The sequence below is a fragment of the Kribbella sp. NPDC059898 genome, from assembly GCF_042730855.1.
In the GTDB taxonomy this organism is placed as follows: domain Bacteria; phylum Actinomycetota; class Actinomycetes; order Propionibacteriales; family Kribbellaceae; genus Kribbella.
On sequence record NZ_JBHWKR010000004.1, the window covers coordinates 506,387 to 523,146 of the forward strand.

A 16,760-nucleotide genomic window follows, 5' to 3' on the forward strand; every position below is an offset into this window, starting at 1 on the left:
CACGGAGCGGTAACGAATCGCGTCTTAGTTCACGATCTGGAGGAAGGGGGATCTTCCGCCACCGGGGGCGACGTGATGAACTCGGGGACGAGCGGCCCGCGCGGGGCCCGGGCAGGGTGAGGTCGAGGATGGAAGTACGCCGGACCACGGTGCGCGACATGCGCCGGTCCAACCGCTCGGTGATCCTCACCGGCATCTATCGCGAGGGTCCGCTGAGCCGCCAGGAGCTGACCGTCCGGACGTCGCTGAGTGCCGCGAGCGTGAGCAACCTGGTCGCGGAGCTGATCGCCGAGGGCGTGGTCGAGGAGGCCGGCTCGGTCGAGTCCGAGGGCGGCCGGCCCCGCGTTCTGTTGCGGGTGGCACCGACCTTCCGGTACGTCGTGGGCGCCGAGGTCGGGGAGACCCGGGTCCGGGTCGAGCTGTTCGACCTGGCGATGAACGTGCTCGCCCGGGCGGACCAGCCGATCAGCTCGCCGACGCCCGAAGAGGTCGTGAAGCACGTCCTGGCAGGGCTTTCGACCGTGATCGCGAGTTCCGGCGTACGCTCCGGGCAGGTCCTCGGACTGGGGGTCGCGGTCTCCGGGGTGGTCGAGGACAACGCGGTCGTCGACGCGCAGACGCTCGGCTGGGACGCCGTACCGCTCGCGGCGATGCTTGCCGAGGGCACCGATATTCCGGTGCACGTGGACAACGGTGCGAACATGCTCGGGCAGGCGGAGATGTGGTTCGGCGCGGGTCGCGGCGCGTCCGACGCGGTGGTCGCGCTGGTCGGCTCCGGCGTCGGATCCGCCTTGGTGGCGGGCGGATCCAGCTACCGCGGCGCCCGCAGCAGCGCGGGCGAGTGGGGCCACATGACGATCGTGTACGGCGGCCGCCAGTGCCGCTGCGGCGCACTGGGCTGCCTCGAGGCGTACGTCGGCGCCGAGGGCGTGCTGGACCGGTACCGGGAGGCCGGCGGGCTGGTCGAGGGTGACGAGGAGGCCGCCTTCGTCGAGCTGCTGGCGTCGGAGAAGGAGCCTGCGGCAACGGTCATGGCCGACACCGTCGGCTACCTGGCGGCCGGTTTCGCGAACCTGGTGAACCTGGTGAACCCCGAGCGGATCGTGCTCGGCGGCTGGGCCGGGCTGTTGCTGGGCGAGAAGTACCTGGACGAACTGCGCGTCGAAGCCGCGAAACACGCGCTCCGGCGGCCGTACGCGCAGGTGTCGATCGTGCTGTGCGAACTGGGCCGCGACGCCGTGGCTCTCGGCGCCGCGACCCTCCCGGTGGTGCGTCTACTCCGTGACGGAGGCGTGCTTCCCGGAAACTAATCGCCGTATGGCGACGAATAGTTTCCGCTCAGACGGTCCACTTCTGGTTGGCCGTGCCGGCGCAGGTCCAGAGTTGGGTTGGCGTGCCGTTCGCGGAGTTGTTGCCGGTGACGTCGAGGCACTTGTTCGCCTGCGGATTCACGAGGTCGTGCGCGGAGCTGTACGTCCACTGTTGTGCTCCGCTGCCGTTGCAGGTCCAGAGTTGCACCTTTGCGCCGTCGGCCAGCGAGCCGGCGTTCACGTCGAGGCATTTGCCCAGCGCACGGATCGTGCCGTCGCCGGGGCGGGTCCACTGCTGGGCGTTCGTACCGTTGCAGTCGTACAGCTGGACCGGCGTACCGTCGGCGGAGTTGGCGGCGGCGACGTCCAGGCACTTACCGGCCAGGCCGGTGATCTGGGAGCCGCTGCCGCCGGAGCTGCCGAGGGTCGTGACGCGGACGTAGTCGACCGTCATGGTCTGCGGCATCTGGGTGGACCCGTCCGGGTTGCCCGGCCAGCCGCCGCCGACCGCGACGTTCATGATCATGAAGAACGGGTGGTTGAAGACCCACTGGTTGCCGTTCAGATCGGCCGGCGTACGGCGTTCGTACTGCACGCCGTCGACCGACCAGGTGATCGAGTCCGGCGCCCAGTCGACCGCGAACGTGTGGAAGTCGTCGGCGAACGACCAGCCGTTCGGATGGTTGTACGCGGCACCTATTCCGCCGGCGCCGGAGTAGCCCGGGCCGTGGATCGTGCCGTGCACGGTGGCCGGCTCCTTGCCGATGTTCTCCATGATGTCGATCTCGCCGTCGTTCGGCCAGTTGCCGCCGCCCAGCATCCAGAACGCGGGCCAGAGTCCCTGGCCGCGCGGGATCTTGATCCTGGCCTCGAACCGGCCGTACGTCTGGGTGAAGGTCTGCGACGTCAGCAGCCGTGCCGACGTGTACTGGCACGGTCCGTACCAGCAGTTGAAGCCGCCGCTCTCCTGCCGGGCGGTGATCACCAGGTTGCCGTTGCCGTCCAGCGCCGAGTTGCGGGTCGAGTTGGTGTAGTACTCCAGTTCGTTGTTGCCCCAGCCGCCACCGCCGATGTCGTACCGCCACTTGGCGGGATCGGGGGCCTGGCCGGCCGGGCCGTCGAAGTTGTCCTCCCAGACCGTCGCCGTCTGCGCGGCGGAGGCCTGCTGGTGGCCGCTGGCGGCCGGCTGGAGGAGGGCGGTGCCGACTGCGACGGCACCGATCGCGACGAGCGCGAGGACGCGGGAACGCTTCATGAGTACCTCATTTCCGGGGGCGTCTGAATGAGGGCAGTGATTGGGCGTGAGCGTGCCGTGAGAACGCTCCCACGTCAAGTCCTGGACTAATTCAACGACTTGAAAAAAGTGTCCGCGGGCCGTTGACACCGGTATGCACGGATGGTTATCTCGTGGTGACCACCAGTTGCGGCGCGGGCAGGCGCCGTCATGAACTTCCTTTGAAACAAGGGAGAACCGCCCCCATGAAACGCTTCCTGCCACCGGTCGTCGCCGCGCTCTGCGTGGCCGCCGCCGGCCTCGGCTTCGGAACCGCTGCACCGGCCCAGGCCGCCGGTGAGCAGGTCAACGTCTGGCTGACCACCACCAACGACTCCGGCGGCCGTACCGTGACCCGCGGGCTGCAGCAGCAGACCCCGGTGAACTTCGGCCCGGCCGGCGGCTCCGCCGACCAGACCGTGACGGTCGACGAGAACACGACGTACCAGTCCTTCGAGGGCGGCGGTGCGTCGTTCGCCGACAGTTCGGCGTGGCTGCTGAACAGCAGCGGCGTGATCTCGGCCGCCACTCGGGACCAGGTGATGAAGGACCTGTTCGACCCGGTGAACGGGATCGGCCTGTCGTTCGTCCGGAACCCGATGGGCGCGTCCGATCTGGCCCGGTTCAACTACTCCTACGACGACACCTGCTGCGACCTGAACGACTTCAGCATCCAGCACGACCTGGCGGACGTCGTACCGCTGACCAAACAGGCCCGGGCGCTGAACCCCAATCTGAAGGTGATGGGTTCGCCGTGGAGCGCACCCGCCTGGATGAAGGACAACAACGACTTCGTGCACCGCGGCTGGCTGAAGTGGGAGTACGCGCCGATGTACGCGCAGTACTTCGTGAAGTACCTGCAGCAGAACGAGGCGCAGGGCAACCATATCGACTACGTCTCGGTGCAGAACGAGCCGACCTGCTGCGGTACCGACAGCACCGGGTACGCGTCGATGAACTGGAACGGCTCCGGGCTGCTCGAGTTCACCAAGAACAACCTGCTGCCCGCGCTGCACGCCGCCGGACTCACCACGAAGGTGCTGATCCTCGACTACAACTGGGGCAACTACAACGACCTCGGCTCGGTCCCGCTGGCGGATTCCGCTCTGCGCAGCGACCCGAACTTCGGCGGGATCGCCTGGCACGGGTACGGCGGTGACGTGAACCTGCAGACGCAGATCCACAACCAGTACCCGTCGGTGAACGCGTACATGACCGAGCACTCCGGCGGGACCTGGATCGGGAACCAGCAGACCGAGGACATGAACAACCTGATCGACTACACCCGCAACTGGGACAAGTCGTGGGTCAAGTGGGGCATCGCCCTCGACGAGGACCACCTGCCGTACGTCGGTGCCGGGTGCAACGTCTGTACCGGGCTCGTCACCGTGCACCGCAACGACAGCCAGCGCGGACAGGTCACCAAGACCGTCGAGTACTACACGATGGGCCATCTGACGAAGTTCGTGAAGCCGGGGGCGTTGCGGATCGACTCCACCGCGAACAGCTCGGTCAAGAACGTGGCGTGGAAGAACCCGGACGGCTCGAAGGCCCTGATCGCGTACAACACCACGGGCAGCTCGCAGTCGGTACGGGTCAACTGGGGCTCGCAGTCGTTCGTCTACACGCTGCCTACGCAGACGTCTGCGACGTTCACGTGGTCTGGCTCGCAGAGCACTGGTAGTGCCGGGCAGATCACGGGTCTGGCGGGCAAGTGCATGGATGTTGCCGGTGCTGCGAGCGCTGATGGTACGGCGGTTCAGCTGTACGACTGCAACGGTACGACGGCGCAGCAGTGGCAGCGTCCTGGTGACGGGACCGTGCGGGCGTTGGGGAAGTGCCTGGACGTTTCTGGTGGTTCTGTCGCCAACGGTGCACGAGTGCAGCTGTGGACGTGTAACGGGTCGGCGGCTCAGCAATGGACCTATACGAGCGGGAGAGATCTGGTGAATCCACAGGCGAACAAGTGCCTCGATGTCACGGGCAACGTCTCCACCAACAGCACACCGCTCCAGCTGTGGAGCTGCACTGGTGCGGCCAACCAGAAGTGGACCGTGTCGTGAAGCGGCTGCTGGTAGGGGGTGCGGTGCTCGCACTCGGGCTGACGCTGGCTACACCGGCACAGGCAGCCACAGGTGCTGTCACGGGGTTGGCCGGGAAGTGCATGGACGTGGCGGCGGCTGCGACTGCTGACGGCACGGCGGTTCAGCTGTACGACTGCAACGGGACCGGTGCTCAGCAGTGGTCGCGGTCGAGCGACGGGACGCTGCGGGCGTTGGGGAAGTGCCTGGATGTTTCTGGTGGTTCTGTCGCGAACGGCGCACGGGTGCAGCTGTGGACGTGTAACGGGTCGGCTGCGCAGCAGTGGACGTACACGTCCGGGCGTGACCTCGTGAACCCACAGGCGAACAAGTGCCTCGATGTCACGGGCAACAACTCCGCCAACGGCACACCGCTCCAGCTGTGGACGTGCGCGGGTACCGCCAACCAGAAATGGAACGTGCCGGCGGCCGACGGTGGCGGTACGGGTGCTGCGCCGATGGCGGCCGCGCCGTACCTGTACGAAGGCTGGGGCGACCCGCCGAACCCGGCGACCGTGATGAACGCGACCGGAGTGAAGTGGTTCACGATGGCGTTCATCCTGTCCAACGGGTACTGCAACCCGCAGTGGGACGGCGGCCGGCCGCTGACCGGTGGTGCCGACCAGCAGGCGATCACCACGATCCGTTCGAACGGCGGCGACGTGGTGGTGTCGTTCGGCGGCTGGTCCGGGAACAAGCTCGGGCAGAGCTGCGGTACGGCGACCGAGCTGGCCGCGGCGTACCAGAAGGTGATCGACGCGCTGTCGCTGAAGGCGATCGACATCGACATCGAGGACCAGGAGATGGCGCAGCCGGCCGTCCGGCAGAAGGTGGTCGACGCGCTGAAGATCGTGGAGCAGAACAACGCCGGGATCACGACGTACCTGACGTTCGGGACCACGCAGTCCGGGCCGGACGGCGACGGGCAGGACCTGATCCACCGGGGTGCGGCGTCCGGGCTGGACCTGGACGGCTGGGTGATCATGCCGTTCGACTTCGGCGGCGGGTCGACGAACATGGGTACGCTGACGCAGCAGGCGGCGGACGGGCTGAAGAACGCGGTCAAGGCGGCGTACGGGCTGAGCGACGACGCGGCGTACCGGAAGATCGGCATCTCGTCGATGAACGGCCTCACCGACAACGCCGGCGAACGCGTCAACCTGTCCGACTTCGAGTCGAACCTCGCCTACGCGTCCGCCCACCACCTGGCCCGCTTCACCTTCTGGTCCGCCAACCGCGACCGCCCCTGCGGCTCCGGCGGAGCCGGCGACGACACCTGCTCCGGGATCCCCCAGAACGCCTGGGACTTCAGCAAGGTGATCGGAAGGTATCGCGGATGATTTGACCCTCCTGTTACCGGAGGGTGGAAGCTTGTTGCATGACGGCGACGGTGACGGTGGGTGAGTTCTCGCGACTCACCCACCTGAGTGTGAAGACCCTGCATCACTACCACGAGATCGGCCTGCTCGCGCCGGTCTCGGTGGACTCCTCGTCCGGTTACCGGAGGTACGGGACGAGCCAGGTGGAGACCGCGCAGCTGATCCGCCGGCTCCGCGAGTTGCGGATGCCGTTGCCGGACGTCCGTGCCGTCGTCGAAGCAGGCGACGGCGCGGCCCGCGAGGAGACGCTGCGGGCGCACCTCGAGCGGATGGAGCAGGAGCTCGCGCACACCCGCGACGTCGTCACCTCACTCCGCGAGTTGCTCTCCCCGGGCCGCCCGCTGTTCGACATCCAGTACCGCTTCATCCCGCCGTTCCGTGCGTACGGCGTCCGCGGTCAGGTGCTGCGCTCGGGGATCGGTCCGTGGTGCGAGTTCGCGTACGGGCGGCTCGGCGAGGTCGCCGGCCAGATCAGCGGCACCTCCGGCGCGACGTACAGCGACGAGTTCTTCACCGAGGACGAGGGCGAGGTGGTCGCCTTCCACCCGGTCCCGCTCGACCAGCCGGCGGCCGACGGCGTCGAGCTCGTCGACCTGCCCGGCGGGTACTTCGCGATCGCCGTGCACGCCGGCCACATGACCGACTTCGACCTGACGTACGGCGCCCTCGGCAGCCACGTCGCGGAGTACTGCGAGATCGCGCCCGGCCCGATCCGCGAGCTGTATCCCATCGGCCCGGGGGACGTCCCCGACCCGGCCGACTACCGCACCGAGGTCTGCTGGCCGATCCAGCGGATCCCTGTCCTGAAAGGCTGAACACCTATGTCGATCACCCTCGAGAACATCGCCGTCGACTGCGCGGACGCGAAGACCCTGGCAACCTTCTGGGCCAACGTGCTGTCGGCCGAGGTAGCTGCCGACGCCAACGAGTTCTTCGCCAGGATCCAGACCGCGGCGGGCCCGACCCTGATGTTCCTGCAGGTCCCCGAGCCGCGCAACGGCAAGAACCGCCTGCACCTCGATCTCGCCACCGCCGACTGGTCCGCCGAGGTCGACCGCCTCGTCGATCTCGGCGCCAAACGCCTCGACGAGCACACCGAGTACGGCGCCCACTGGATCACCCTTGCCGACCCGGAAGGCAACGTCTTCGACCTCGCCGAGCACGCTCAGAGCGCGTGACCGAAGACCGATCCGAAGGCCTCTCGGAAGAGGTCCGGGAGGTTGTCCTCGCCGCTGCCGGCTGCCCAGCGGAGTAGGGCGGTGTGAGTCACTCCGAGTACGGCGCTCGCGGCTGCGCGGGCGGCGTACTCGTGGGTGGGGTCCAGTGCGCCGACGAACGCTTCCTGCAGGCGGAACTGGCTGTCCAGGTGCCGGGCCTGCAGGGCCGGAGTGGTGATCATCAGCCGCAGGCGGGCGAGCAGGAGGTCGTTCGCCGAGCGGTCGAGGATCGCCAGGACGGTGCGGCCGATGCGGTCGGTGAGGGAGCCGTCCGCGGGGAGTTCCACGATCGTCGCCGCGGTCTGCTGGTCGAAGTCGTCGTACAGGACCAGGTCTTCCTTGGTCGGGAAGTTCCGGTAGACGGTCATCGCGGAGACGCCGGCCGCGTCGGCGACGTCGTTCACCGTGGTCGCGTCGTACCCGCGGTCGGTGAACAGGCGGAGCGCCTGCCGCTGGATGCGCTGCCGCGTGTCCGCGCGCTGGCGGTCCCTCAGACTCATGTGGTAGATACTAACAACATGATAGTTTCTAACATGAATGGCACGGTGGCGTTGGTGACCGGTGCCTCGCGGGGCATCGGGCGGGCGATCGCTGAGCGGCTGGCCGCGGCGGGGGCCGAGGTTGCGGTGCATTACCACCGGGACAAGGCCGGCGCCGAGGAGACCCTGGAGCGGATCGGTGGGCGCGGATTCGTCGTTGGCGCCGAGCTTGAGGGTGATGTCTCAGCCCTGGTCGAGCAGGTGACCGCAGGATTGGCCGGACGGCAGTTGGACGTGCTGGTGAACAACGCCGCGGCAGCACCCGCCGGGCCGATCGGCGCCGACACCGAGGAGGCTTTCGACCGGTTGATGGCGGTGAATGTCCGGGCGCCGTACTTCCTCATCCAGCGGCTGCTGCCGGTGCTGGCCGACGGCGGGCGGATCGTGTCGGTCTCGTCGGTCGCGACCCGGATGGCGAACCCGGCGCAGACCTCGTTCGCGATGACGAAGGGCGCGCTCGAGACGATGACGCGGACGCTCGCCCAGGAGTTCGGCGGGCGCGGGATCACCGTGAACGCCGTCGCTCCTGGTGCGACCCGCCATGAGGAGAACGGCGCGGTCTTCGAAGCTCCCGGGTTGGAGGAGTTGATCGTGGCGCAGACCGCGCTCGGCCGGCTGGGCAGTGCGGACGATGTCGCCGAGGTGGTCGCGTTCCTCGCCTCACCCGCGGCGCGGTGGATCACCGGCCAGGTCGTGGACGCGTCCGGCGGGCTACACCTCGGGGTCGGATAGCGCGTCGAGGAACAGGTGTACGTCGGGGTGCGTGCGGAGCGCCGTACCGGGGTGATTCGGGCCGATCGGCTGCGTGAGCGTGTCGTGGACTGCCTGGCGTTTGACGGCGCCGGGGACGGAGCCGATCAGCGTGTGGGCGTTGAGGAGCCGGGGGATCGTGACCGTGACGGCGTGGGTCGGTACGTCGGCGAGCGTCGGGAAGTTGCCCTCGTCGACCTGCTGCCGACGGCTGGTCTCGTCCAGTGCGACGCGCTTGGTCGCGTGCGGGTCGTCGAAGTCCGCGGGCGGATCGTTGAAGGCGAGATGGCCGTTCACGCCGAGACCGAACAGCACGAGATCGAACGGTTCCGCGCCCATCGGGTAGCTGTCGGCGTCCGGGTCCAGCGGGTGGAAGGTTGCCTGCGGCACCTTGTCGAGGAAGGTCCGGCGCAGCCAGTTCCGGAACGACTGCGGCGCGTCCGGGCTCAGGCCGACGTACTCGTCCATGTGGAAACAGACGACCTTGCTCCAGTCGAGGTCCGGCTCGGCGGCGAGTGCCGTCAGCGTCGCGGTCTGGCTCGGCGCGGCCGCGAGCATCACGCGCGCCTGACCCGTCTCGGCGATCGCCTTCCGGAGCCGTACGGCGGCCTCGGCGGCAGCGGCGCGGCCGAGCGCGTCCCGGTCCGGAGCGGTCGTGACCCGTGGGGCGTGCTCAACAGTCATGGGAGAAGGCTCGCACAGGTCACGACCGCATGCTGAGAAAGTCAAGTAGCGGGATCGACTTTGACTACGCTTCGACGGAGGAGTTGCTGCCGAGGTTTCAGGAGATGGGTCAGATGTCCACAGTCGGGTTGGAGTGGCCGCAGTCCGTGGTCACGGTGGTCGGGAATCCGCGCGCCGGTTCGCGGACGGCGGCCGCCGCGGCGTCGGTCGCGGAACTGCTCGCCTCCGAGCTCGGTACGCCGTACCGGATCGACGAGCTGATCGACCTGGTGACGTTCGCGCCGGCGATCTTCCAGGGCGAGCAGGCGGGCGCCGAGGCGCTGGCCAAGGCGATCGACCAGGTGTCGTCGGCCTCGGTGATCGTCGTCGCGACGCCCGTCTACAAAGGCAGCTACACCGGACTGCTGAAGAGTTTCCTCGACGTACTGCGGCCATCGGCGCTGGCCGGCTCGGTGGTGATCCCGGTGACGGTGTCCGCCGCCCCGAGTCACAAGCTCCTCGCCGACCAGCACCTGCGCCCGGTCCTCGCCGAGCTGGGTGCGAGCGTCCCGGTCCCCGGCGTGATCCTGGAGGAGCGCGACCTGGAGGATCTGCAGGTCGTCCTCTCCACCTGGATCCGCGAGAACGCCGGCATCGTCCAGGCCACCACCATCGCCCTCCAGCCGGTGGCCGCGCCGACGCCCGCGCACTAGTCCGTGTTGCTCGGCTGGGTGGGGGAGTGCCGGAGGGCGGCGGTGGCAGGGACGAGCGTGGACCCGAACGTGAGTACGGCGGCCGCGCCCGCGATGGCCAGGTAGATCCAGACCGGACCGGTGGGGATCGCGCTGCCCGAGACCTTGGACGAGAACGGCAGCAGGCAAGCGAGCGCCACCGCCGTACCGAGGGTGATGCCGATCAGCGTGATCAGCGTGCTCTCGGTGGTGAGCATCCGGAGTACCTGGAGGCGGGTCGAGCCGGTCAGCCGTTGCAGCGCGAACTCGCGACGGCGGCGCAGGGTCGTCGACACCAGCGTGTTGACGACTGAGACCGCCGTGTACGCGATCAGCATGCCGACGAGCATGTAGTTGACCCATGCCTGCGTCTGTAGGTCCTCGACGTTCGTGGCGACGAGCGCGCTGCGGTCCGCGACCTGGACGCCCGGGTGGGCGGCCGCGAGTTTGGCGAGGGCCGGTCGTACGTCGGCACCGGGTGCGGCGCGGACCAGTAGTTGCCGGGTGAGACCGTCCGTCGTGTGCGCGGCCACCAGCGACGCGGGCAGCATGATCGTTTCGTACCCGCGTTCGGCCGCGAACGTCGCGACGACCCGGAGCTTCACGGTCGTCCCGTCGCCGAGCGTCATCGTGATGTCCGACCCGACGCCGCGCCCGGTCTTGCTCGCCATGGACTCCGGTACGGCGGCCGTCAGCCCGGTCAGGCCCTGGAGAGAACCCGCGGTCAGCCGGACAGGCGCCGTACCGTCGGCACCCTGGGCGTCGACGCCGACCACCGGCGCGCCGTCCTCGTCCCACGGGGCGTTGCGCGGGTCGTCGACGGCGCCCATGCTGCGGACGTACGACGAGGCGCTCGCGACGCCCGGTACCGCGCGGACCTGCTGGAGGAGCTTCGACGAGAGGCCGGCGTCCGAGATGAGGACGGCGTCGGCGCGGAGGTCCCGGGTGAACGCCTCGGAGGAGGCGTGGACCTGGGTGGTCTGCATGTACAGGTTCGCGGTCGAGATGCCGACGGCAAGCATCACCGGTACGACGGCGGCCGAGAGGGCGACCGATCGGGCTGAGAGGTTGCGGATCGCGAGGCGTCCGTTGACGCGGGTCAGCGCCTGGATCGGCCAGCGCCAGAACGCCAGGACGGCCTTGGTCCAGAACGGGCCGAGCAGGGCGACGCCGATCGCCCAGCACAGGACCGACGGGCCGGCGGTGGAGGCGGCGAGTGGTCCGCTCATCACGGTGGCGGTGACGATCAGCAGGGCGAGGCCGCCGCCGAGGGCGACCAGGCCGAAGAACAGGCGGATCCAGGAGAACCACCTGCGCTGCAGCGACGCCTCGGCGAGGGCTTCGACCGGGCGGATCTTCGCGGACTTCCGGGCCGCGATCAGGGCCGCGCCGATGGCGGCGAGTACGGCGGCACCGGCGCCGGCGGCAAACGGGATCCAGCCCTGGGAGAACTCGACGACCGGGGATGCGACGCCGTGGGCGCCGAGCTGGTCGAACAGGAAGCGGCCGAGGAAGATGCCGGGAAGACAGCCGAGGACGACGGCCGGGAGGGAGACCAGGAGGGCCTCGCCGAGGATCATCCGGCGTACCTGGCCGGGGGTGGTGCCGATGCCGCGGAGCAGGGCGAACTCGCGCTCGCGGTGCTGGGCGGCGAGGGCCAGCGTGGAGGCGACGACGAACATCATCGTCATGGCCGCGATCCCGCCGAACGAGCCGGCGATCGCGATCAGTGCGGTGCGGTGGGACTCGGCGTCGGGGTGCTCGGCGAGGCCGCGGTCGATGCCGGTGGTGACTGTCAGGTTGCCGAGTTGCTGGAGTTGCTTGCGGACGGCATCGAGGTCGGTGCCGGGGGCAACTTGTACGCCGATGTCGGCGAAGCGGCCGGGGTTGCGGACGAGCTGAGCGGCGTCGCTGTCGTTGAAGAAGGCGTGGCCTTCGGGGCCTTTCGCCAGACCGCTGATGGTGAAGGTGCGCGGCTCGCCGCTGATCAGGAAGGTCAGCTGCTGGCCTACCGTCCCCGACGAAACCACTACCTGACCCGCCCGCGGCGCACGCCCAGAACTGAGGTGGTAAGGCGCAAGCACCGCCGAAGACCAGTTGTGGCCCTCAGCAACCACCGGCACGCCACCCGCCGCGCCGCCCGCGCCGGCCGTGCCGGCTGCTCCTGTGCCGGCCGTGCCGGCTGCTCCTGTGCCGGCCGTGCCGGCTGCTCCTGCGCCGCCCGTGCTGCCCGTGCCGGCCGATCCTGTGCCGCCTGCAGCGCCGCCACCGCCGCTCGTCCCGCCGCCTCCGGTGCCCGTGCCGCCGTCAGTGGCGGTGGGGGTCGTGATTGCGGTGAAGGTGTAGTCGCCGATGGCGGTGGTTACGCCTTGTACGGAACGGATTTGGGGGAGGAGGTCGATCGGGACGCCGACGCGTTCGGGGAGGGGGGTGGCGTCTTCGGTGTCGGGGCGGAGGTGGGATTGTTTGCCGGTGATGACGAGGGCGGAGCCGGCGAGGCGCTGCGGTTCGACGTTCGAGCGGATGCCGGTTTCCATCAGGCCGCCGCACGCCATCACGATCGCCGTACCGAAGACGACCGCGACGAACGTCGCCAGGAACCCGCTCTTGCGGTAGCGCAGCGTGCGCAGAGCGAGGCGCATCATCCCGCCACCACCTGCAGGTTCGAGCGCGCGCCGAGGTGCGTCATCCGGTCGGCGACCTGCTCCGCGGTGGGCGCGCTCAGGCTGCCGGCGAGTACACCGTCGGCGAGGAACACCACCTGGTCGGCGTACGACGCGGCGACCGGGTCGTGCGTGACCATCACCACGGTCTGGCCCTGCGTACGGACCGGCTCGCGGAGCAGCTCAAGTACGTCGGCCGCCGTCTGCGTGTCGAGCGCACCGGTCGGCTCGTCCGCGAAGATCACCGCCGGACGCGCGACCAGCGCCCGCGCGATCGCGACCCGCTGCTGCTGACCGCCGGACAGCTCACCTGGGCGGTGCTTGTACCGGTCCCCGAGCCCGACCCGGTCCAGCACCTGCCGTACGGCGGCCTTGTTCGGGCGGCGGCCGTCGAGCTCCTGCGGCAGGCAGACGTTCTGCCAGACGTTCAACGTGGGCAGCAGATTGAAGGACTGGAAGACGAACCCGATCCGCTCCCGCCGCAGCTCCGTCAGCTTCCGCTCGCTGAGCCCGGCCAGCGGCTGTCCGTCGATGTACACGCTGCCCGACGTCGGCCGGTCCAGCCCGGCGGCGCAGTGCAGGAAGGTGCTCTTGCCGGACCCGGACGGCCCCATCACCGCGGTGAACGTCCCGGGCGCGAACTTCATCGAGATCCCGTTCAGCGCCGTCACCGTGTTCCCGCCGCGGCCGTACACCCGTCGTACCTCCTGCAGGACGACCGAGTACCCGGTCCCGTCGACTGCTTCCTGCGCACGTTTCCTCATGCCGTCGACGCTACGGAGCAACGGCGTACCGGCCGAGGGTGCTGGACCGCCGGACGAGGTGGGTGAAAGTCCACCCCGCGCTACGAACGCAGCAGCGCCCGCAGCCCCTCGACGTAGCTCTCGGGCGTGACGTCCCCGATCAGCAGCCGCTGGATGATGAACCCGGGTAGCGTGCCGAACAGCACCTGCGCGATGTGCTCCGGGTCCGCCTCGGCGTCGACCGTGCCGTCGGCCTGCGCACGCCGGGCGACCGCCACGAAGTGCTCGCGCAGTTGGGTGTACTTCGACACCGCGGTCGCCTTCACCGCCGGGTTGCGCAATGACTCGGCCCAGGCCTGCACCGCCACCCGGGTGACGTCGCCGCCGGGCCGTTCCGCGATCACCACGACGTGCTTGAGCGCGGCCTCCAGCGCGGTCAGCGGAGTCAGCGGCCCCTCGGAGGCGAGGATCGTCTCGAAGAGCTCGTCGATCGCGCTGAGCGCGTCCTCGGCGATCGCCCCGACGATCTCCTCCTTGCTCTTGAAGTACCCGTAGACGGCGCCCGCGGACAGCCCGGACGCGCGGATCACGTCCGCCATCGTCGTCTTGTGGAAGCCCTCCTCGAGCACGCACGTACGGGCCGCCGCGACGATCTGCGCACGGCGCGCCAGCCGGTGTTCCTCGGTGACCTTGGGCACGTCCGCAACATAAAACGAATGTCCGTTCTTGACAAGCCGGAGACGCGTTGCCAGGCTCATAAAGAACGATCATTCGGTTTTATTTGCCCGAGGGAGAGTCCCGCCATGACCACCGAAGCGCACGCGGCCGACCGTCGCCGGCCGCCTCTCATCGCCGTCATCGTGCTGCTGACCGCGGTTCTCACGGTGTTCCTGATCGCGTTCGCCTGGCCGTCCGCCCGGTCCGAACCGCGCGACGTACCGCTCGCGGTGGCCGGCCCGGCGCCCGCGGTCGCCCAGGTGCGGACAGCCCTCGACCAGGCGCTGCCGGGCGGCATCGCGCTCACCGCCGTACCGGATCGGCAGGCGGCCGTGCAGCGGATCAAGGACCGGGACGCGTACGGCGCGATCGTGCTCGACGGGCCGCAGCCCGAGGTACTGACCGCGTCGGCGGCCGGCCCCGCGGTCGCGCAGGTCCTCACGCAGCTAGCGGGGCGGATGCACCCGGACGGCGCGGCCAAGGTCACCGACGTCGTACCGCTGCCGAAGGACGACCCGCGCGGTGCGGGTCTGGCCGCCGGCGCGTTGCCGCTCGTACTCGGCGGGATCATCGCGGCCGGGGCGCTGACCCAGCTGGTGCGGTCCGGCCCGAAGCGGATGATCGGCGCGGTCACGTTCGCCGTCACCGGCGGGCTCGCGCTGGCCGCCGTACTGCAGTACTGGCTGGGCTCGTTCGAGGGCAGCTACCTCGGCAACGCGGGCGTGATCGCGATGTCGATCGCGGCCATCAGCCTCACCCTGCTCGGCCTCGAGTGGCTGCTCGGTACGGCGGGACTCGCACTCGGCGGCGCCGTGATGATGCTGCTCGGCAACCCGCTGTCCGGGATGACCAGTGCCCCGGAGATGCTGCCGAGCGGCTGGGGCACGCTGGGCCAGCTGCTGCCGCCGGGCGCCGCGGGCACGGCGTTGCGCTCGGTGAGCTTCTTCGACGGCGCGGGGATCGGCCGGCCGCTCGTCGTACTGAGCTGCTGGCTGGTCGCCGGGCTGCTGTTCTGCGGACTCGGCGCACTCCGCGGCCGGCGACGCGCCGTACCGGCCCGGCAGGAGGCGCGAGCTGTCGCGGCCTGACAAAGTCGGGGTATGGCAACGCGGTGACCGGATCGTTACGTTCCGGTTACCGCGTGACCGGGTACCGGGAACGACAACGTTGTCTGTCAAGCATTGACTTCCTTCGACGGGGACTCCTACGGTCGCGGAAAAGCCCGCTGGGCTTGGGTCGTGGGACCGGGATGACAACGATTGCCCGAAGGTGGACCTGATGATGTCAAGGAAGTATTTCAAGGTGGCGGCGGTCGCCTCGGCGCTGCTGCTCGCGGTGTCGGCCTGCAGTCAGGGCTCGACGACCAAGAAGCCGGACGCCGGCAGCTCGCAGAGTGCCGGGCCCGCGCACATCAAGATCGCGTATCAGCAGTGGGGCCCGGGCGTGGTGATGAAGAACTTCCTCACCGGCGTGAAGTCCGAGTACGAGGCCGCGCACCCCGGCTCCCAGGTCGAGATCGTCCCGGTCGTCGCCAGTGAGAACGACTACTACACCAAGATCCAGTTGATGATGCGGTCGGCGAACACCGCGCCGGACATCGTCTACGAGGACACCTTCCTGATCAACTCCGACATCACCGCGGGGTACCTGAAGCCGCTCGACGACTACATCAAGAACTGGGACCAGTGGAGCCAGTTCGAGGACACCGCCAAGGGCGCGGCGCGCGGCCAGGACGGCAAGACGTACGGCGTTCCGGACGGCACCGACACGCGGGCGCTCTGGTACAACAAGCAGATCTTCGCCAAGGCCGGACTCCCGGCGGACTGGCAGCCGAAGACCTGGGACGACGTGTTGAGCGCGGCCCGCACCATCAAGCAGAAGGTGCCGGGTGTCATCCCGTTCAACATGTACTCCGGCAAGCCGATGGGTGAAGCTTCGGCCATGCAGGGCTTCGAGATGCTGCTGTACGGCACGAAGGACACGCTGTACAACTACGACTCGAAGAAGTGGGTCGTCGGCAGCCAGGGCTTCAAGGACTCGCTGAACTTCGTCAAGACCGTCTTCTCCGAGGGCCTGGCGCCGTCGCCGAAGGACGCGCTGAACCCGAACATGGGCAGCAAGGTCGGCACCGAGCTGCTGCCGCAGGGCAAGCTCGCGATCGACCTCGACGGGTCGTGGGTCTACAACAACTGGCTGAAGTCCGGCGCCAAGCCGTGGCCGCAGTGGAGCACGGTGCTCGGCCAGACCGCGATGCCGACCCAGGACGGCAGCGGCAAGGGCAAGGTCAGCCTCTCCGGCGGCTGGACCTGGGCGATCCCGGCCAAGGCCAAGTCACCCGAGGCGGCCTGGGACTTCATCAAGACCCTGCAGACGCAGAAGAACGCGGCGAAGTACGCCACCGACGGCGCGCAGATCGCCGTACGCAAGGACGTCGCCGACGACGCGGCGTACAAGACGTCGTCGGCCAGCACGAAGTTCTTCACCGACCTGGTCTCGGTGACCGTGTACCGCCCGGCGCTGCCGGAGTACCCGAAGGTGTCGAACGAGATCATCACCGCGATGGAGTCGGTGATGACCGGGCAGTCCTCGCCGGACGACGCCGCGAAGCAGTACGACCAGAACGTCGAGGGCATCGTCGGCGGCAAGGACAGTACGACGACGAAGAGCACTGGCCAGTAGGCCGGAGGTTTCTCC

At 69.0% G+C, this 16,760-nt stretch carries 15 protein-coding genes; 9 read left to right on the forward strand and 6 right to left on the reverse strand.

Annotated features, from left to right (window positions below; translation table 11 throughout):
- Window positions 1–128 precede the first annotated feature (128 nt).
- Window positions 129–1,310: an ROK family transcriptional regulator gene (locus ACFV9C_RS16425; RefSeq protein ID WP_380194399.1), complete on the forward strand. Its 1,182-nt coding sequence runs from the start codon at window positions 129–131 to the stop codon at window positions 1,308–1,310.
- Between the two features lie 28 nt (window positions 1,311–1,338).
- Here ACFV9C_RS16425 and ACFV9C_RS16430 read toward each other — a convergent pair whose 3' ends face one another.
- Entirely contained in the window at window positions 1,339–2,565 is a 1,227-nt protein-coding gene (locus ACFV9C_RS16430; RefSeq protein ID WP_380194401.1) for a ricin-type beta-trefoil lectin domain protein, read from the reverse strand.
- Between the two features lie 224 nt (window positions 2,566–2,789).
- Here ACFV9C_RS16430 and ACFV9C_RS16435 point away from each other — a divergent pair, with 224 nt between their 5' ends.
- From ACFV9C_RS16435 to ACFV9C_RS16450, 4 genes are read left to right on the forward strand one after another with little or no spacing between them, the layout of a single operon-like run.
- Window positions 2,790–4,646, forward strand: coding sequence for a ricin-type beta-trefoil lectin domain protein (locus tag ACFV9C_RS16435; protein WP_380194402.1), 1,857 nt, complete (start codon window positions 2,790–2,792; stop codon window positions 4,644–4,646).
- Window positions 4,643–6,004 carry a lectin gene (locus ACFV9C_RS16440; RefSeq protein WP_380194404.1) on the forward strand — a complete coding sequence of 454 codons (1,362 nt, stop codon included), beginning with the start codon at window positions 4,643–4,645 and terminating at the stop codon, window positions 6,002–6,004. The genes ACFV9C_RS16435 and ACFV9C_RS16440 overlap by 4 nt, the downstream gene beginning before the upstream one ends.
- A gap of 38 nt (window positions 6,005–6,042) precedes the next feature.
- Window positions 6,043–6,858 (forward strand): MerR family transcriptional regulator, encoded by an 816-nt coding sequence (locus ACFV9C_RS16445; RefSeq protein ID WP_380194405.1) that lies wholly within the window; start codon window positions 6,043–6,045, stop codon window positions 6,856–6,858.
- Window positions 6,859–6,864: 6 nt separating this feature from the next.
- Window positions 6,865–7,221, forward strand: coding sequence for a VOC family protein (locus tag ACFV9C_RS16450; protein ID WP_380194407.1), 357 nt, complete (start codon window positions 6,865–6,867; stop codon window positions 7,219–7,221).
- Here ACFV9C_RS16450 and ACFV9C_RS16455 read toward each other — a convergent pair.
- Window positions 7,209–7,760 carry a TetR/AcrR family transcriptional regulator gene (locus ACFV9C_RS16455; protein WP_380194408.1) on the reverse strand — a complete coding sequence of 184 codons (552 nt, stop codon included), beginning with the start codon at window positions 7,758–7,760 and terminating at the stop codon, window positions 7,209–7,211. The two genes, ACFV9C_RS16450 and ACFV9C_RS16455, sit on opposite strands and share 13 nt — an antisense overlap.
- Before the next feature lie 33 nt (window positions 7,761–7,793).
- Between ACFV9C_RS16455 and ACFV9C_RS16460 the strand changes: the two genes are divergently transcribed.
- Entirely contained in the window at window positions 7,794–8,531 is a 738-nt protein-coding gene (locus tag ACFV9C_RS16460; RefSeq protein WP_380194410.1) for an SDR family NAD(P)-dependent oxidoreductase, read from the forward strand.
- On the opposite strand, the gene ACFV9C_RS16465 is transcribed toward ACFV9C_RS16460, so the two are convergent.
- Entirely contained in the window at window positions 8,511–9,233 is a 723-nt protein-coding gene (locus ACFV9C_RS16465; RefSeq protein WP_380194411.1) for a 6-phosphogluconolactonase, read from the reverse strand. The two genes, ACFV9C_RS16460 and ACFV9C_RS16465, sit on opposite strands and share 21 nt — an antisense overlap.
- 113 nt (window positions 9,234–9,346) lie before the next feature.
- Between ACFV9C_RS16465 and ACFV9C_RS16470 the strand changes: the two genes are divergently transcribed.
- The gene (locus ACFV9C_RS16470) at window positions 9,347–9,925 is read left to right on the forward strand and encodes an NADPH-dependent FMN reductase (RefSeq protein WP_380194413.1); all 579 of its coding nucleotides are present in this window, start codon (window positions 9,347–9,349) and stop codon (window positions 9,923–9,925) included.
- Here ACFV9C_RS16470 and ACFV9C_RS16475 read toward each other — a convergent pair.
- From ACFV9C_RS16475 to ACFV9C_RS16485, 3 genes are all read right to left on the reverse strand, one after another.
- Window positions 9,922–12,588 carry an ABC transporter permease gene (locus ACFV9C_RS16475; protein ID WP_380194415.1) on the reverse strand — a complete coding sequence of 889 codons (2,667 nt, stop codon included), beginning with the start codon at window positions 12,586–12,588 and terminating at the stop codon, window positions 9,922–9,924. The two genes, ACFV9C_RS16470 and ACFV9C_RS16475, sit on opposite strands and share 4 nt — an antisense overlap.
- Window positions 12,585–13,370: an ABC transporter ATP-binding protein gene (locus ACFV9C_RS16480; protein WP_380194416.1), complete on the reverse strand. Its 786-nt coding sequence runs from the start codon at window positions 13,368–13,370 to the stop codon at window positions 12,585–12,587. Before ACFV9C_RS16480 ends, ACFV9C_RS16475 begins: the two co-directional genes overlap by 4 nt.
- A gap of 80 nt (window positions 13,371–13,450) precedes the next feature.
- Entirely contained in the window at window positions 13,451–14,047 is a 597-nt protein-coding gene (locus tag ACFV9C_RS16485; RefSeq protein WP_380194418.1) for a TetR/AcrR family transcriptional regulator, read from the reverse strand.
- A 105-nt stretch (window positions 14,048–14,152) separates the two neighbouring features.
- On the opposite strand from ACFV9C_RS16485, the gene ACFV9C_RS16490 reads away from it, so the two are divergent.
- Together ACFV9C_RS16490 and ACFV9C_RS16495 are read left to right on the forward strand one after the other, a co-directional pair.
- Complete coding sequence (locus ACFV9C_RS16490; protein ID WP_380194419.1) at window positions 14,153–15,154, forward strand: hypothetical protein; 1,002 nt, start codon at window positions 14,153–14,155, stop codon at window positions 15,152–15,154.
- 193 nt (window positions 15,155–15,347) lie between these two features.
- Window positions 15,348–16,745, forward strand: coding sequence for an extracellular solute-binding protein (locus ACFV9C_RS16495; protein WP_380194421.1), 1,398 nt, complete (start codon window positions 15,348–15,350; stop codon window positions 16,743–16,745).
- The last annotated feature ends 15 nt before the right edge of the window (window positions 16,746–16,760 follow it).

What these genes read in the sequence shown, in the direction of transcription:
- ACFV9C_RS16455 (WP_380194408.1), bottom strand. Translation starts at nt 7,760, where the DNA reads ATGAGTCTGAGGGACCGCCAGCGCGCGGACACGCGGCAGCGCATCCAG.
- ACFV9C_RS16490 (WP_380194419.1), top strand. Translation starts at nt 14,153, where the DNA reads ATGACCACCGAAGCGCACGCGGCCGACCGTCGCCGGCCGCCTCTCATC.
- ACFV9C_RS16430 (WP_380194401.1), bottom strand. Translation starts at nt 2,565, where the DNA reads ATGAAGCGTTCCCGCGTCCTCGCGCTCGTCGCGATCGGTGCCGTCGCA.
- ACFV9C_RS16465 (WP_380194411.1), bottom strand. Translation starts at nt 9,233, where the DNA reads ATGACTGTTGAGCACGCCCCACGGGTCACGACCGCTCCGGACCGGGAC.
- ACFV9C_RS16470 (WP_380194413.1), top strand. Translation starts at nt 9,347, where the DNA reads ATGTCCACAGTCGGGTTGGAGTGGCCGCAGTCCGTGGTCACGGTGGTC.
- ACFV9C_RS16450 (WP_380194407.1), top strand. Translation starts at nt 6,865, where the DNA reads ATGTCGATCACCCTCGAGAACATCGCCGTCGACTGCGCGGACGCGAAG.
- ACFV9C_RS16495 (WP_380194421.1), top strand. Translation starts at nt 15,348, where the DNA reads ATGTCAAGGAAGTATTTCAAGGTGGCGGCGGTCGCCTCGGCGCTGCTG.
- ACFV9C_RS16435 (WP_380194402.1), top strand. Translation starts at nt 2,790, where the DNA reads ATGAAACGCTTCCTGCCACCGGTCGTCGCCGCGCTCTGCGTGGCCGCC.
- ACFV9C_RS16475 (WP_380194415.1), bottom strand. Translation starts at nt 12,588, where the DNA reads ATGATGCGCCTCGCTCTGCGCACGCTGCGCTACCGCAAGAGCGGGTTC.
- ACFV9C_RS16425 (WP_380194399.1), top strand. Translation starts at nt 129, where the DNA reads ATGGAAGTACGCCGGACCACGGTGCGCGACATGCGCCGGTCCAACCGC.
- ACFV9C_RS16480 (WP_380194416.1), bottom strand. Translation starts at nt 13,370, where the DNA reads ATGAGGAAACGTGCGCAGGAAGCAGTCGACGGGACCGGGTACTCGGTC.
- ACFV9C_RS16445 (WP_380194405.1), top strand. Translation starts at nt 6,043, where the DNA reads ATGACGGCGACGGTGACGGTGGGTGAGTTCTCGCGACTCACCCACCTG.
- ACFV9C_RS16460 (WP_380194410.1), top strand. Translation starts at nt 7,794, where the DNA reads ATGAATGGCACGGTGGCGTTGGTGACCGGTGCCTCGCGGGGCATCGGG.